Consider the following 13204-nt stretch of genomic DNA (forward strand, 5'->3'; position numbering starts at 1 on the left):
GCCGTACGCCGCTAACGCGAGGGGAGTAGGGTCACTGCGGCCAGTTCGCGATGATGGCCGGGGTGATGGCGTCGGCGTGGCACCTCAGGGTCGTACGGCGCTGTTTGTCGAGCACGCAGACCTTCACGTCGACCCGCTTGACCTGGCCATCCGACGACAGCCGGAACGAGGCGCGCGACGCGCATGTCGACTTCGGCCGGGCCCAGCCGGTGCCGCCGCCGACGTAGTGGAAGCGGGCCCGGACGTAGGCGCAGTGCCCGCTGTGCGCGTCGCGGTCGCGCAGCGTGCCCGAGACGACGAACGTCTCCGCCGTGAAGCGGGTGAGCCACACGTCGGCCGCGGCGTAGCCGTGGTGGCCGGACTTGGACCGCACGGGACCCCAGTGGATGGGCGGCGCCGCGGCCCGGTTCGCGGCGGCCTGAGCGGTCTGAGCGGTGAGGGCATGGCTCGAAGTGGCGTCGCTGGTGACGGCGTGGGCCGAGGAGACCGGCAGGACCATGGCGAAGGCGGCGGACAGCAGGCCGCCGATGACGAGGTTCTTGCTCATGTCCGCCGACCCTAGGATCGCGGACTTGGAAGCTTCTTGCGGTCCGCTGGTCTCCCAGGACGGTCAGCTTCCGAGCAGGTCCGAGGCCTGTTCCACCACGGCGTCGACCGTGACCTCGGCCACCCACGACTCGTCGTGCGGGCACCGCCCCGCCCGGGGATCGTGCCCGCCGGCGCCGCAGACCGGGCACCGCGCGGTCCAGGAGACCAGGGGCCGGTGCAGGGCGCGGGTGAGAGGCCCCGCGTTGATCAGGTTGCCCGACCAGTAGACGCCGACCGTGGGCGTGCCGACCGCGGCGGCGAGGTGGCGGGGGCCGGTGTCGTTGGAGACGACCAGGTCGCACCGCTCGTACAGCGCGGCGAGGCCGCCGACGGTCAGCGTGCCGACCGCCGTGAAGGCGGGCCGCCGCATCGCCGCCGCGACCTCCTCGACCACCTCCCGCTCCGCCTCGACACCGGTGATCACGACCGGGCGGCCGAGCCGGTCGGCCGCCTCCGCGAAGGCGCGCGCCGGCCAGCGCCGCCGGGGGTCGCGCGCCCCGGGATGCAGCGCGACCAGGCCGCGCGGCGGCTCGCCGTACACACGGGCGACCTCGGCGCGGTCGGCGTCGGTCACGGCGATCACGGGCTCGTACGCCTCGGCCGTTCCGCCGACCAGCGCGGCGACCTCCAGATGGCGGAACGTCTCGTGCTGGTAGTGGACGTACGGCACCCACAGGTCGAGCCGTACGGCGTCCGGCGTGCACAGCCCGGCCGTCACGGGGGCGCCGATCGCCCTGACGAAGGGGTTGGAGTGGCGCCCGCCGCCGTGGATCTGCACGGCGAGGTCGAACCGGTGCTCGCGCAACTCCTTGACCAGGCTCTCCGGCGCCTCGCGGCCGCTCTCCGCCGAGGAGATGCCGGAGATCGGCGGCAGGGCGACGACGTCGTCGACCGGACCCGGCCTGCCGTGCAGGAACCGGGCGTGCCAGGGGGTGCCGAGCAGGGTCAGCCTGGCCTGCGGATAGGCGCGGCGCAGCGACTCCAGGGCGGGCATCGAGAGGACCAGGTCGCCAAGGGCGTTGGCCCGCAGCACGGCGATGCGGCGCACCCCCTCGATCAGCGCGCCCATGCCGGCTCGAACACGTGGTCGTGGCACTCGGAGATCACGACACGGAACCCGGCCACGGTCCGCGCCGCGAGGCCCGCCGGCGTCACGCCCGGCCTGTCCTTCGTGGGCACGAGCACGTCCAGGTCGGACGGGGCGAACATGCGCGGCTGATACCCCTGAGATCGCAGGGCAAACAGCCGTGCGAACCGAGGAGCGGCGGCCCGATTCAGGTGGCCGATTCAGGCGTCTGATTCAGACGTCCGATTCAGGGACGGCGGTCGGAGAGCCGTCCGGGGCTGGGGAACCTGATGCGCCGGCGGCCGGCGCACCCGGCCGCGCGCCGCTCCCCAGTCGGCTCCCCAGCCGGCTCCTCTGTGGAGTCTGCTGCGGAGTCTGCTGGGGACTCCGCTTTGGACCCGGTCGCAGGCTCCTCCGCGGGCTGCCGCCGTCCGTTCGTGTGCGCGGGACCATGCGCGTCGGCGCAGTGCGGCTCCGCGACGTCCGCAGACGCCTCGCCGATGGCCAGGAGCCGTGGTGACGCGTGGTCGACCTGGAGGGTGGTGTGGGCGATGCCGTACTCGTCGTGGACCATCCGCTGCGCCGCCTCCCGTACGGCGTGGCAGTCGGCGCCGGGGACGACCAGGATGTGCGCGGACATGGCGGGGTAGCCGCTGGTGACCTCCCAGATGTGCAGGTCGTGCACCTCCACCACGTGTTCGAGGGCGGCGGCCTTGCGGCCGATCTCGGCGGGGTTCATCCCGGCGGGGGCGGCCTCCATGAAGACCCGGCCGGAGTCGCGCACCAGGCCCCATCCGGCCTTGAGCATCAGGGCGGCCACGACCAGCGCGGCCAGGGCGTCGGCCCGGCCCCAGCCGGTCAGCCAGATCACCACGCCCGCGGCGGTGGTGGCGATGAAGGCGAACAGGTCGTTGAGGACGTGCTGGAAGGCGCCCTCGACGTTCAGGCTGGCGCGGTTGGCCCGGTTGAGCAGCCAGGTGGCGCCGAGGTTCACCGCGATCCCCGCGACGCCGGTGACGACCACGTAGACGCCCTGGACCTCGGGTGGCTCGATCAGCCTGCGTACGCCCTCGTAGACGAAGTAGACGCTGAGGAGCAGCAGAGTGATGCCGTTGATCTGAGCACTGATGATCTCGGCGCGTTTGAGGCCGTAGGTGAAGCCGCCCTGCGGCGGGCGGGCGGCGATCCGCATCGCGATGATCGCGAAGGCGATGGCGATGGCGTCGGTGAGCATGTGCCCGGCATCGGTGATCAGGGCGAGGGAGTGCGCGATGACGCCGACGACGACCTCGACCGCCATGAAGCCGAGGATGAGCGCCAGCGCGCCGGTCAGCAGGCGCCGGTCGGCCTCGGTGCTGACGGCGTGCCCGTGCCCATGCCCATGTCCGTGCCCATGACCCTTGCCGGTCTCAGCCATCGCCCCGGTCCTTCTCCTCATGCCCGATGTGCGTGATCGCCAGATCGAACAGCAGTCGCACGTGCGAGTCCGCGAGGCGGTAGTAGGCCATCCTTCCCGCGCGCCGCACCTTCACCACGTTATGCACACGCAGCAGGCGCAGGGCGTGGGACGCGGCGGACATGCTGTGACCGGTCGCCGCGGCGAGATCGCACACGCACATCTCGCCGCCCTCCAGCAGCGCCGCGATCAGCCGCAGCCGCCCGGGATCGGCCAGCAGCGCGAAGACCTGCGCGAGGCCGTCCACCGTCTCCGCGGGCGGCATGGCCCTCCTGACGCTCTCCACCCGGCTCGCGTCCACGACGGGCAGCGCGCAGGAGTCGGCCGTCACGAGATCCACCACAGTTGAACGATCGTTCACATGTGAGAGTGTAGGCGAGGGCCGATCGAAGTCAACGCGTCCCGGACGGCGACCACCCCGCGCCCCGGTGGCCCGTACGGCCGTCATCCGGCCGGATGACAAGATCGGCGCATGAGCACCACCGATCCAGTACTGCGGGCCCTGGTCTTCGCCGTGTCCATGGCGAAGGAGCGAATGGGCGTCGCCCTCGCCGTCAACGGCACGATCATCACCGGTCAACTCGTCTCCCCCGAGGAGTACGCCGCCGCGGTGATCGAACAGATCCGCCGGTCGCACGCCAAGGAGGCGCCCGCGGGCAGTGGCCCAGAAGGCTTCTTCGCGCGTATCGCCGAGAGCGCGAAGGAGAGCCGGGAGCGCCACCGTGCCGCCGCGCTCGCCGGCGACTTCGACTCCGGCTCCGAGCAGGACCTCCCTGACTACCTTCACCTCGTCGACGCCTTCGCCGGCGACCGGCCGGCGGGCGGCGCCGGGGCGGCCTGGCGGATCCGCCTGCGGGACGTCAGCGGGTGGTCGCTCGTCCCGGCCGCCGCCCCGGAGGTGTGGACAGTCTGACGTCGCGCTCGGCCCCCGCCTCCTGAGCAGCGGGGGCCGAGCGGGGAACCCTGACCGGGGAAGTCAACGGGTCTTCACTGTTAGGAAACTTTCTTTTATATTTGCGCCACCCCCCCAGCAGTGAGGAGCACACATGCGAAGAACGCTGATCTTCCTCGCGACGGCGGCGACAGCGATCGGCGCCACGCTGTTCGTCGCCTCCCCGGCTCAGGCGCACGGCTACATCTCGTCGCCCCCGAGCCGCCAGGCGATGTGCGCCCAGGGCCGCGTCCCCAACTGCGGCGACATCGTCTACGAGCCCCAGAGCGTGGAAGGGCCGAAGGGGCTGCGCAGCTGCAGCGGCGGCAACACCCGGTTCGCCCAGCTCGACGACGAGAGCAAGCCGTGGCCGGCCACGAGCGTCGGCAGCACCGTCACCTTCACCTGGTCGCTGACCGCCCGCCACGCGACCAGCACGTGGGAGTACTACATCGGAAGCACGAGGATCGCGGTCTTCAACGACCAGGGACGCCAGCCTCCCGCCACCGTCAGCCACACCGTGAGCCTGAGCGGACGGACGGGCCGGCAGAAGGTGCTCGCGATCTGGAACGTGGCCGACACCACCAACGCGTTCTACGCCTGCGTGGACCTGCAGGTCGGCGGGGGCGGGACGCCCAGCCCCACCCCGAGTCCATCCCCGACGCCAACCCGTACCCCGAGCCCGTCTCCCACACCGACCCGTACCCCGAGTCCGTCTCCCACGCCGACGCGTACCCCCACACCCACTCCGACCGTTCCCGGCGGCACCTGGGCGGCCGGCACGGCGTACAGGGTGGGCGACCTGGTCACCTACGGCGGCGTGACATACCAGTGCAGGCAGGCCCACACGGCGCTCGTGGGCTGGGAGCCGCCGAACGTCCCCGCGCTCTGGCTGAGGATCTGAGACGAGCGGGCGGACCCGGGGTGCGCGCCCCGGGTCCGTTCCCGCCGCCGTCCCGGACGGCTTGGCCGGGCGCTGCGTGTCAGGCGAGATGGAGGTGCACCTCGGCGCCCTGCATGAAGGCCCGCGAGTACGGGCACTCCCAGTGGGCCTGTTCCACCAGCCTGCGGGCCGTCTCGGGCTCGACCCCCGGCAGGCGTACGGTCAGGTCCGTCGCGATCCTGTAGTCGTCGGCCACGCCGCGCTTGCGCAGGGTGACGGACGTGTCCACGGTGGCGTCCACGGTCCTGACGCCCTGCCGGCCCGCGACCAGGGTGAGCGAGTTGTGGAAGCAGGAGGCGTAGGCCGCGGCGAGCAACTGTTCGGGATTGGTCGCCCCGCCCGGCCCGCCGAGCTCGTCCGGCGCCTTGACGCGGACGTCGAGCATGCCGTCGTCAGACGCGACCTTGCCGAGGGCGGACGAGGCCCTGGCCGTGTAGAGGTCGTCGTAGGCGTCGTCGTCCTCGTGGGCGGCCTGCCGTTCGGGCCGAGTCTCGGGGAGTCTCCCGGTCAGCTCCGCCTCGACCCCTGGCCCCGAGTAGTCGGGCCCGGGCGCCCGGTCACTCGGCAGATGGGTGGATCGCCATACTTCTCCGCTCATAGCGCGTCCTTGTCCGATCGCGTCGCGTCCCTGTCGGGATCGGCGGTCTCCGTACCCCGCAGGTGACCCGATATCGGACTAAAGGGGCAAAGGTTCCCGCCAATGTCCCTGTGCTACGGTCCCGGCAGGCATTCCCCGGTAAACAGTGAAATCTCTGTCATCAGCGGCGAGAGGTGGGTTCGGGTATGAGCGGGGCTATCCGATGGGGGGTCCTCGGCACGGCGGCCATCGCCCCGCGGGCGTTCCTGCCGGCGTTGCGTGAGGCCGGCGGGGGCACGGCCGCCGTGGTGGCGGGCCGCGACCTGTCCCGGGCCGAGGAGTTCGCCGCGCGGAACGGCGTCGAGCAGGCCGTGCGCGGCTACGAGGCCGTCATCGAGGACCCGTCGATCGACGCGGTCTACATCCCGCTGCCGAACGCCCTGCACGCGCAGTGGACCATCGCCGCCCTCGAAGCGGGCAAGGCGGTCCTGTGCGAGAAGCCGCTGAGCCTCACCGCCGAGGAGGCCGGGAAGGTCATCGAGGTGGCGCGCCGGTCGGCCCGGCCGCTCTGGGAGGCGTTCGTCTTCCCCTTCCACCCGCAGACGGCCCGGCTGCGCGGCCTGCTCGCCGAGGGCGCGATCGGCGAACTGCGGGAGATCTGGTCGTCGTTCCACTTCACCATGCAGGGCACCGAGGACATCCGGCTGGAGGCCGCCTTGGGTGGCGGCGCGCTCTACGACGTGGGCTGCTACCCCGTACGGCTCGCGCACCTGCTGTTCGGCGGTGACGCCGTCGACGGGCACGCCGTCGTGGTCAAGGGGGACGCGGGGGTGGACATCGAGACCTCGGGCGTCCTGGAGTTCGAGTCCGGCCGCCTGATGATGAGCTGCGGCTTCGCCCTGCCGTTCACGACGTGGACCCGCCTGGTCGGCACCGGCGGGGAGATCCGGCTGACCAACCCGTTCCACCCCGAGCCGCACGACGGGATCGAGGTGTGGCGCGAGGGACGCCTGGTCGCGCGGCACGAGCCGGGCGAGGGGACCGCGTTCTCCTGGGGCATCCGGCACATCCACGAGGTGCTGCGCGGCGAGGCCGAGCCCAGGCACACGGCGGCCGACGACTCCCTCGGCACCGCCCGCGCCCTCGACCTGCTGCGCTGACCCGCCCCGGCCGGGTCGTCGCCCGCGCCGTCCCGCTCCGGCGCGGACGAGGTCGCCGGCGCCGCGTACTGGAAAAGCGGAGGCAGCGGTCTGACCGTCACCCGCCGATCATGTCATTCCGGGGCGCGGCGACGCGTGGTATGCATGGGCGATGGCGAACCCCCGGCCGTACGACGCGGTGCTGTGCGACTTCGACGGTGTCATCCGCTTCTACGACCAGTCGGAGCTGACCGAGCTGGAGCGGGCGATGGGCCTGGCCGAGGGCACCACGGCGAAGGTCGTCTTCGCGCCCGAGGTGGACCGGCCGGCGCTGCTGGGGCGGATCACCGTCGAGCAGTGGATGGAGGCGGCCGAGGCCGCCCTGACCGTCCAGGTGTCGCGAGAGCAGGCCCGCGCCCTGGTGACGGCGTTCGTCAAGGCGCCCGCCCGGGTGGACGACGACGTGCTCGGCCTGCTGCGCCGAGCCCAGGAGCAGGTGCCCGTCGTGCTGGTGACCAACGCGACGCTGAGCCTGGAGGACGACCTCGCCTGGCTGGGCCTGACCCACTTCGCCGACGAGGTGGTCAGCAGCGCGCTGGTGGGCGTGGCCAAGCCCGACCCCCGCATCTACGAGATCGCCGCCGAGCGCGCGGGCGTCCCGGCCGGGCGGTGCCTGTTCGTCGACGACCGGGCGGAGAACGTCGAGGCGGCCAGGGAGATCGGCATGACGGCCGTCCTGTTCACCGGCGTGGCCGACCTGGAGACGGCGCTCGCGCCGCTACTCGGCTGATCGGGGCTCCCCGCGCGGTGATCAGTCGCGTACGACGCCGGCGATGACCGTGGTCACCATCCTGTGGACGGCCTCGGCCTGCGGCGGGCCGCCGTCGCGGTCGGCGAACAGCAGGTGGGAGGCGCCGAGCAGGGTGGGGGCGAGCGTGCCGACGTCGGCGTCCGCCGCGACGCGGCCCAGGTCGCGCTCGGCGGTGAGGTAGGCGGCGAGCATGTCCGCGGCCTCCGTCAGGAGCGGGAGGCCGGGGCCCGGCCTGGCCTCGCGCAGCCGGGCGCGCAGGCCGTCCCTGGAGATGATCAGCCCGACGACCGCCACGGCGACCGACCCGAACAGCTCGGTCAGCACGCCGGTGAGGTTGCCTGCGACGGTGCCGGTCCCCGCCGACCGGCGCAGCGTGGCGGCCTGGGCGTCGACTCTCGTGATGCCGTTGAGCACGAGCTCGGCGAGGAAGGCGTCGAAGTCGGCGAAGTGCCGGTGCAGCACCCCCTTGGCGCAGCCCGCCTCGGTGGTGACCGCGCGGCTGGTCAGCCCGTTCGGCCCGTCCCTGAGCAGGACGCGCTCCGCGGCGGCGAACAACTGCTCCCGCGCGTTGTGGAGGGCAACCCCCGTCGGCACCGTTCGTTCCTCCTGTCCGTCTGTCGACTTTATCCCGTTTGACGAGTGGGCATGCGCCCACTCATAGTGGGCATATGCCCACTGCCTCGTACGGGAACGAAGCCCACAAGGCCAGAGAGACGGCGGAGTCGTTCGGCGAGGACGCCGAGCGTTACGACCGCACCAGGCCGCCCTACCCCGACGCCATGATCGAGCGGATCGTGGCCGCCAGCCCAGGCCGTGACGTTCTCGACGTCGGCTGCGGCACCGGCATCGCGGCCCGGCAGTTCCGGGCGGCGGGCTGCGCGGTGCTCGGCGTGGAACCCGACGCGCGGATGGCCGGATTCGCGCGCCGAGGGGGACTGGAGGTCGAAGAGGCGACCTTCGAGGCGTGGGACCCGGCCGGCCGCACGTTCGACGCCGTCGTCGCGGGCACTGCCTGGCACTGGGTCGACCCGGTCGCGGGAGCGGTCAAGGCCGCCGAGGTGCTGCGTCCCGGCGGCCGGCTGGCGCTGTTCTGGCACGTGTTCGAGCCCCCGCCCGCCATGGCCGAGGCCCACGCCGCGGTCTTTCAGCGGGTGATGCCCGGCTTCCCGTCGCAGGACCGGCCCGCCGGATCGGCCCTCGACGGCTACCGGCCGCTGTTCGCCAAGGCCGCCGACGGCATCAGGGACGCGGGCGCCTTCCGCGACCCCGAGGAGTGGCGGTACGCCTGGCAGCGGTCCTACACCCGGGACGAGTGGCTGGACCAGATGCCCACGTCGGGCGTCCTCACCAGGCTGCCGAAGGACACGCTCGCGGAGGTGCTGGCGGGCGTCGGGGACGCGATCGACGCGATGGGCGGCGGCTTCACGACGTCCTACGTCACGGTGGTGATCACCGCCGCACGCCTGTGACCGCCACGGACGGCAGCCGGAGACGGCATGCCCCGCCCCGAGGAGACCGGACGCCGTACGCGAGCCGGCTCAGAAGGCGTAGCGGACCGTGCAGTACGGGATCTTCTCGGCGATCAGGCCGGTGAGCGCGGTGACGTAGCGGCCCTTGTGGCCGGTCTTGTAGCGGACGTTCCAGCCGCCCGTCTCCGAGCGCTTCGGCTGCTGGAGGTCGGGACGCCACAGCACCTCCTCGGCCTTGGGATGCCAGCCCAGGTTGACCTCGTGCAGCCGGTCGTTGTGCGTGAGAAAGATGACCTCTGCGGCGAGCTGGGCGCGGGCGGCCGGGCCCAGCGCGTCGCCGAGCTGACCGAGCAGCTCGGCCCAGTCATCCAGCCAGCCGTCGCGGACGACCACCGGGCTGAAGTTGACATGCACCTCGTACGCCGCCTCGACGAAGTCGTCGATCGCCGCGATGCGCTCGGCGACGGGCGAGGTGCGGATGTCCAGCAGCTTGGCGTCGGCGGCCGGCATCAGGCTGAACCGGACGCGCGTACGGCCCCGCGGGTCCCAGCCGAGCAGGTCGCGGTTGACATGCTTGGTGGCGAAGCTCGCCTTGGCGTTCGGCAGGCCGCGGAACAGCTCGACGAGGTCGCGCACGTTGTCGGAGACGGTGGCGTCCACCGAGCAGTCGGAGTTCTCGCCGATGTCGTAGACCCAGGCGTGCGGGTCGACCTGGTTCGGCTCGGGCTTGACGCCCTGCCGCGCGGCGTGCCTGGCAAGATAGCCCGTGATCTTGTCGATGTTGGCGAACACCGTGATCGGGTTGCTGTAGCCCTTGCGGCGCGGCACGTAGCAGTACGCGCAGGCCATCGCGCAGCCGTTGGCGGTGGAGGGCGCGATGAAGTCGCTCGACCGGCCGTTGGGCCGCGCGGTGAGCGACTTCTTGACGCCGAGGACCAGCGCCTCGGTCTTGATCCTGACCCACGGGGCGACGTTCGCCTCGTCCCCGTACAGCTCGGGGATGCGGTGGTGAGCCTCGATCTCGATCCGCTCGGCCCCGGGGAAGCGATCCAGGATCTCCCTGCCGCGCGGCAGTTCGGCCGCGGCGGGTTCGAGGTAGATGCGGCGGATGTCCAGCAGCGTGCGGCCTTCGGTCACCTGGATATAACACGTGGGCGAAGGCATGACTTCCCAGGTCAGAAGGGATATGGGTACTGGCGGCCGGGACCCGGTGCCCGCGATGGCGGCCGGGCGCCTTTCCGGCATGCCCATGCCCGGCGATCGCCGTTCCGGGTTACCGTTTCGATCATGAGTTATGAGCCGGCATCTGAGGAACTGCGGCACCTGCGCCGCTGTGTGGAACTGGCGGCGGAGGCGCTGGAGGCGGACGACGAACCCTTCGGCTCGGTCCTGGTGTCCGGGGACGGGCAGGTGCTGGCCGAGGACCGCAACCGGGTTGCGGGCGGCGACCAGACGCGGCACCCGGAGTTCGAGCTGGCGCGCTGGGCCGCGGCGAACATGACGCCCGAGGAACGCGCGAAGGCCACGGTCTACACCTCCGGCGAGCACTGCCCGATGTGCTCTGCGGCCCACGGGTGGGTGGGGCTGGGGCGGATCGTGTACGTGGCGTCGTCGGCGCAGCTCGCGCGGTGGCTGGCCGAGTGGGACGTGCCGCCCCCGCCGGTGCGGACGCTCCCGGTCCAGGAGGTCGCGCCCGGCGTGCGGGTGGACGGGCCCGTGCCCGCGCTGGTGGACGAGATCCGCGCGCTGCACCGCCGCCTTCATACCGGCTCGTGAGCTTCGTGCCCGCGGTCCTGGTCAGGGAAGGCGGGCCGCCGGTGGAAGCACCAGTAGGATTCCACGGTCCAGATTGACGGAGACCCACCCTGGAAGGGCTGCACGTGGCGCAGAAGGTGATTCTGGTTGACGACCTCGACCACTCCGAGGGCGACGACGTGGCGAGACGGGAGTTCCCGCTGCTGAACCGGACCTTCTCCATCGACCTGTCCGACGCGAACCAGCGGAGGCTGAGCGAGGCTCTCGCGTTCATCGAGGAAGTGCTGGAGAACGCCCGTGAGGTGAAGCAGGCGTCGCGGGCCAAGAAGGCCGCGGACACCACCCCGCGGCTGCGCGGCTACACCCTGACGGACGTACGCGAATGGGCCCGCGAGCAGGGCCTGGACGTGCCCGCGCGCGGGAAGATGGCCGACGAGGTCATCGAGCGGTTCGTCGCGGCGCACCCCGACGCCGCCGCCGAGGACTCGACCGCCGAGGACTCCACCACCGAGGACTCCACCACCGGGGATCGCGTGGAGGCGGCCGTCGGCGCCTGAGCGGACGCCCCGACCGGACGCCCCGAGCGGGCGATCCGGGGCCGACGTTCCGGGCCGGCGTTTCAGATGGGATTTCGCCCGGCCCGGCCGGCCACGTGACGGCGGCCGGGCCGGGCTGCCGCTCCACTCGCCCCTGGCCCGACGTGCGTCGCGGCCGAGGAGCGGCGCACAGGAGCCGGCGTACCGCCGGTTTCGGCCGTGGTCCACGGGCAACGCCGGTCTTGGGGCGCTCTTGGACCTCACACTCCGCTTGTCCAAGTTTTCCGTAAGCGGGCTTTCCTAGCGTCTCCGCCGACGCCCGATCAGGGCGATCTTCTACCGGCGCGACGCGATGGAGACGATCATGCGGCTCGGATACACGGTTCCCCAGTACGGCGCGTTCGCCGACCCGGAGTTCATCCGGCAGGCGAGCACGGATCTCGAAACGATGGGTTACGACAGCCTGTGGGCGGGCGACCGCGTCCTGCTGCCGGTGACGCCGAGTGATCCGTACCCGGGGGGAGACGGGACGATTCCCCCGGCCTTCGGCACGTTCTTCGACCCGCTCATCGCCCTGACCCTGGCCGCCGTCGCGACGCGCGAGATCCGGCTGGGGACCAGCACGCTCAACGCGCTGTGGCAGCCGCCCGTCCTGCTCGCCCGTACGCTGACCTCGCTCGACCTGCTCAGCCACGGACGGCTGGACGTCGGCATCGGTCTCGGCTGGCTCCGCGACGAGTACACCGCGACGGGGGTGCCCTGGCGGGGCAGGGGAGCCCGGCTGGAGGAGACGCTCGACCTCATGGAGGCCGTCTGGACCGGTGAGGTGGTCGAGCACAAGGGCGCGCTGTGGACGGTGCCGCCGTCGCACATCGACCTCAAGCCCTGCCAGCGTCCGCGGCCTCCGATCCTGCTCGCCGGTTACACGCCTCCGGCGCTGGAGAGGGTCGGCAGGCGGGCCGACGGCTGGCTGAGCGCGGCCATGCCGATGCCCTACCTGACCTCGCTGTGGGGCATGGCGCTCGATGCCGCGTCCCGCGCGGGCCGGGACCCGTCCGCGCTGCGCATGGTGGTGCGGGTCAACCCGGAGATCACCGACTCGCCGGTGCCCGCAGACCAGGTGCCGCACGCCGGGACCGTGCGGCAGGTCGCCGACTATCTGCTGACCCTCGCCGAGGCCGGGGCCCACGAGGCGTTCGTGGACCTGCAGACGACGACCTCGTCGCGTGACCGCTTCCTCGACGTCGCGCACGCGCTGCTCACCACGCTGCGGGCCGGCTGAGACCCCGGGCGCCGCTCGCCCCGCCGTCCACCCCCAGGAGCCGAGGCCAAATCGGACATTAAGGGATAAGGGTGACATAAGCGCTCAGTCAGTGCCCTCAAAGGGACAACGAGGCATTAAATACCGTAGATCGCCGTTTGTTGCTCGTTCTGGCCGGAAACACTGACGTCGCGGGGCAATGACCACTTAACGGTCATTAGGCGACATTCCATTTCATTTTGGAAAGTCGCACAAATTAGGCAATTGATCCTTAGAGGGGGACGAAATGCCCAAGCTCAATAAGGTCATCGCCGGACTCGCTCTGTCCGCCGCGCTCGGTGGCGGCGCTCTCGCCGCGAGCGCCACGGCCGCGAGCGCCTCTACCGCCCCGACTGGCTGGGGCTGGGGCAACCCGGTGACGAACGAGTTCAACAACGGGTTCAACAACACCTTCGAGAACAGCCCCGTCCTCAACGAGGCCTGCTCGGGCGGCTGTTTCCAGGGCGGATGCCTCGACAGCTCGGACCTCGACGACATCCTGTGGGACGTCTGCGTAGCCGGCAACTGCCCCGACCTGCTGCCTGGACTGCTCGGCTGCGTGAACTAGAAGGCCGGCCTGACGGCCTGCGGAAATGAACGACCCGGGTGGCGATGTCCATGAGAGGCGTGGCG

The 13204-nt window shown here is 71.7% G+C and carries 17 protein-coding genes; 9 read left to right on the forward strand and 8 right to left on the reverse strand.

The genetic code is table 11. The features are described from left to right. Nucleotides 1-31 precede the first annotated feature (31 nt). From HHX31_RS12845 to HHX31_RS33625, 5 genes are all read right to left on the reverse strand, one after another. The gene (locus HHX31_RS12845) at nucleotides 32-547 is read right to left on the reverse strand and encodes a hypothetical protein (protein ID WP_169948488.1); all 516 of its coding nucleotides are present in this window, start codon (nucleotides 545-547) and stop codon (nucleotides 32-34) included. Between the two features lie 63 nt (nucleotides 548-610). Then, nucleotides 611-1657 carry a glycosyltransferase family 9 protein gene (locus HHX31_RS12850; RefSeq protein WP_169948489.1) on the reverse strand — a complete coding sequence of 349 codons (1047 nt, stop codon included), beginning with the start codon at nucleotides 1655-1657 and terminating at the stop codon, nucleotides 611-613. After that, the gene (locus HHX31_RS12855; protein WP_211589646.1) at nucleotides 1645-1797 is read right to left on the reverse strand and encodes a hypothetical protein; all 153 of its coding nucleotides are present in this window, start codon (nucleotides 1795-1797) and stop codon (nucleotides 1645-1647) included. Before HHX31_RS12855 ends, HHX31_RS12850 begins: the two co-directional genes overlap by 13 nt. A gap of 104 nt (nucleotides 1798-1901) precedes the next feature. After that, nucleotides 1902-3071, reverse strand: a complete 1170-nt coding sequence (locus tag HHX31_RS12860; protein WP_211589647.1) for a cation diffusion facilitator family transporter — start codon at nucleotides 3069-3071, stop codon at nucleotides 1902-1904. Continuing rightward, nucleotides 3064-3471: a metalloregulator ArsR/SmtB family transcription factor gene (locus tag HHX31_RS33625; protein WP_311931758.1), complete on the reverse strand. Its 408-nt coding sequence runs from the start codon at nucleotides 3469-3471 to the stop codon at nucleotides 3064-3066. The genes HHX31_RS12860 and HHX31_RS33625 overlap by 8 nt, the downstream gene beginning before the upstream one ends. Nucleotides 3472-3582: 111 nt before the next feature. Here HHX31_RS33625 and HHX31_RS12870 point away from each other — a divergent pair, with 111 nt between their 5' ends. After that, nucleotides 3583-4023 (forward strand): hypothetical protein, encoded by a 441-nt coding sequence (locus HHX31_RS12870; protein WP_169948491.1) that lies wholly within the window; start codon nucleotides 3583-3585, stop codon nucleotides 4021-4023. Between the two features lie 133 nt (nucleotides 4024-4156). Beyond that, nucleotides 4157-4945: a lytic polysaccharide monooxygenase gene (locus HHX31_RS12875; protein ID WP_169948492.1), complete on the forward strand. Its 789-nt coding sequence runs from the start codon at nucleotides 4157-4159 to the stop codon at nucleotides 4943-4945. Nucleotides 4946-5024: 79 nt separating this feature from the next. On the opposite strand, the gene HHX31_RS12880 is transcribed toward HHX31_RS12875, so the two are convergent. Continuing rightward, nucleotides 5025-5582 (reverse strand): Ohr family peroxiredoxin, encoded by a 558-nt coding sequence (locus tag HHX31_RS12880; RefSeq protein WP_169948493.1) that lies wholly within the window; start codon nucleotides 5580-5582, stop codon nucleotides 5025-5027. A 185-nt stretch (nucleotides 5583-5767) separates the two neighbouring features. Between HHX31_RS12880 and HHX31_RS12885 the strand changes: the two genes are divergently transcribed. Both HHX31_RS12885 and HHX31_RS12890 read left to right on the forward strand, forming a co-directional pair. After that, nucleotides 5768-6721 (forward strand): Gfo/Idh/MocA family protein, encoded by a 954-nt coding sequence (locus tag HHX31_RS12885; protein WP_169948494.1) that lies wholly within the window; start codon nucleotides 5768-5770, stop codon nucleotides 6719-6721. Between the two features lie 151 nt (nucleotides 6722-6872). Then, nucleotides 6873-7490, forward strand: coding sequence for an HAD family hydrolase (locus tag HHX31_RS12890; RefSeq protein WP_169948495.1), 618 nt, complete (start codon nucleotides 6873-6875; stop codon nucleotides 7488-7490). Nucleotides 7491-7511: 21 nt separating this feature from the next. Here the strand turns inward: HHX31_RS12890 and HHX31_RS12895 are convergent, their stop codons facing one another. After that, nucleotides 7512-8105, reverse strand: coding sequence for a TetR/AcrR family transcriptional regulator (locus HHX31_RS12895; protein WP_169948496.1), 594 nt, complete (start codon nucleotides 8103-8105; stop codon nucleotides 7512-7514). Between the two features lie 74 nt (nucleotides 8106-8179). Here HHX31_RS12895 and HHX31_RS12900 point away from each other — a divergent pair, with 74 nt between their 5' ends. Beyond that, the gene (locus HHX31_RS12900) at nucleotides 8180-8980 is read left to right on the forward strand and encodes a class I SAM-dependent methyltransferase (RefSeq protein ID WP_169948497.1); all 801 of its coding nucleotides are present in this window, start codon (nucleotides 8180-8182) and stop codon (nucleotides 8978-8980) included. 69 nt (nucleotides 8981-9049) lie between these two features. Here HHX31_RS12900 and HHX31_RS12905 read toward each other — a convergent pair whose 3' ends face one another. Continuing rightward, entirely contained in the window at nucleotides 9050-10117 is a 1068-nt protein-coding gene (locus HHX31_RS12905; RefSeq protein WP_211589648.1) for a spore photoproduct lyase family protein, read from the reverse strand. A gap of 150 nt (nucleotides 10118-10267) precedes the next feature. Here HHX31_RS12905 and HHX31_RS12910 point away from each other — a divergent pair, with 150 nt between their 5' ends. From HHX31_RS12910 to HHX31_RS12925, 4 genes are all read left to right on the forward strand, one after another. Then, nucleotides 10268-10756, forward strand: a complete 489-nt coding sequence (locus HHX31_RS12910; protein WP_169948499.1) for a nucleoside deaminase — start codon at nucleotides 10268-10270, stop codon at nucleotides 10754-10756. Between the two features lie 116 nt (nucleotides 10757-10872). Beyond that, nucleotides 10873-11292, forward strand: coding sequence for a histone-like nucleoid-structuring protein Lsr2 (locus tag HHX31_RS12915; RefSeq protein ID WP_311931759.1), 420 nt, complete (start codon nucleotides 10873-10875; stop codon nucleotides 11290-11292). A 343-nt stretch (nucleotides 11293-11635) separates the two neighbouring features. After that, nucleotides 11636-12553 (forward strand): TIGR03619 family F420-dependent LLM class oxidoreductase, encoded by a 918-nt coding sequence (locus HHX31_RS12920; RefSeq protein WP_169948501.1) that lies wholly within the window; start codon nucleotides 11636-11638, stop codon nucleotides 12551-12553. A 265-nt stretch (nucleotides 12554-12818) separates the two neighbouring features. Then, a complete protein-coding gene (locus HHX31_RS12925) occupies nucleotides 12819-13139 on the forward strand; it encodes a hypothetical protein (protein WP_169948502.1) in 321 nt (106 codons plus the stop codon). Nucleotides 13140-13204 lie beyond the last annotated feature (65 nt).

It is taken from the genome of Microbispora sp. H11081, assembly GCF_012999535.1.
Classification (GTDB): Bacteria; Actinomycetota; Actinomycetes; order Streptosporangiales; family Streptosporangiaceae; genus Microbispora.

Excerpts from the sequence above, each read along its gene's own strand:
- HHX31_RS12920 (WP_169948501.1), top strand. The coding sequence starts at position 11,636 with ATGCGGCTCGGATACACGGTTCCCCAGTACGGCGCGTTCGCCGACCCG.
- HHX31_RS12910 (WP_169948499.1), top strand. The coding sequence starts at position 10,268 with ATGAGTTATGAGCCGGCATCTGAGGAACTGCGGCACCTGCGCCGCTGT.
- HHX31_RS12860 (WP_211589647.1), bottom strand. The coding sequence starts at position 3,071 with ATGGCTGAGACCGGCAAGGGTCATGGGCACGGACATGGGCATGGGCAC.
- HHX31_RS12875 (WP_169948492.1), top strand. The coding sequence starts at position 4,157 with ATGCGAAGAACGCTGATCTTCCTCGCGACGGCGGCGACAGCGATCGGC.
- HHX31_RS12870 (WP_169948491.1), top strand. The coding sequence starts at position 3,583 with ATGAGCACCACCGATCCAGTACTGCGGGCCCTGGTCTTCGCCGTGTCC.
- HHX31_RS12880 (WP_169948493.1), bottom strand. The coding sequence starts at position 5,582 with ATGAGCGGAGAAGTATGGCGATCCACCCATCTGCCGAGTGACCGGGCG.
- HHX31_RS12885 (WP_169948494.1), top strand. The coding sequence starts at position 5,768 with ATGAGCGGGGCTATCCGATGGGGGGTCCTCGGCACGGCGGCCATCGCC.
- HHX31_RS12890 (WP_169948495.1), top strand. The coding sequence starts at position 6,873 with ATGGCGAACCCCCGGCCGTACGACGCGGTGCTGTGCGACTTCGACGGT.
- HHX31_RS12845 (WP_169948488.1), bottom strand. The coding sequence starts at position 547 with ATGAGCAAGAACCTCGTCATCGGCGGCCTGCTGTCCGCCGCCTTCGCC.
- HHX31_RS12850 (WP_169948489.1), bottom strand. The coding sequence starts at position 1,657 with ATGGGCGCGCTGATCGAGGGGGTGCGCCGCATCGCCGTGCTGCGGGCC.
- HHX31_RS12855 (WP_211589646.1), bottom strand. The coding sequence starts at position 1,797 with ATGTTCGCCCCGTCCGACCTGGACGTGCTCGTGCCCACGAAGGACAGG.
- HHX31_RS12900 (WP_169948497.1), top strand. The coding sequence starts at position 8,180 with ATGCCCACTGCCTCGTACGGGAACGAAGCCCACAAGGCCAGAGAGACG.
- HHX31_RS12925 (WP_169948502.1), top strand. The coding sequence starts at position 12,819 with ATGCCCAAGCTCAATAAGGTCATCGCCGGACTCGCTCTGTCCGCCGCG.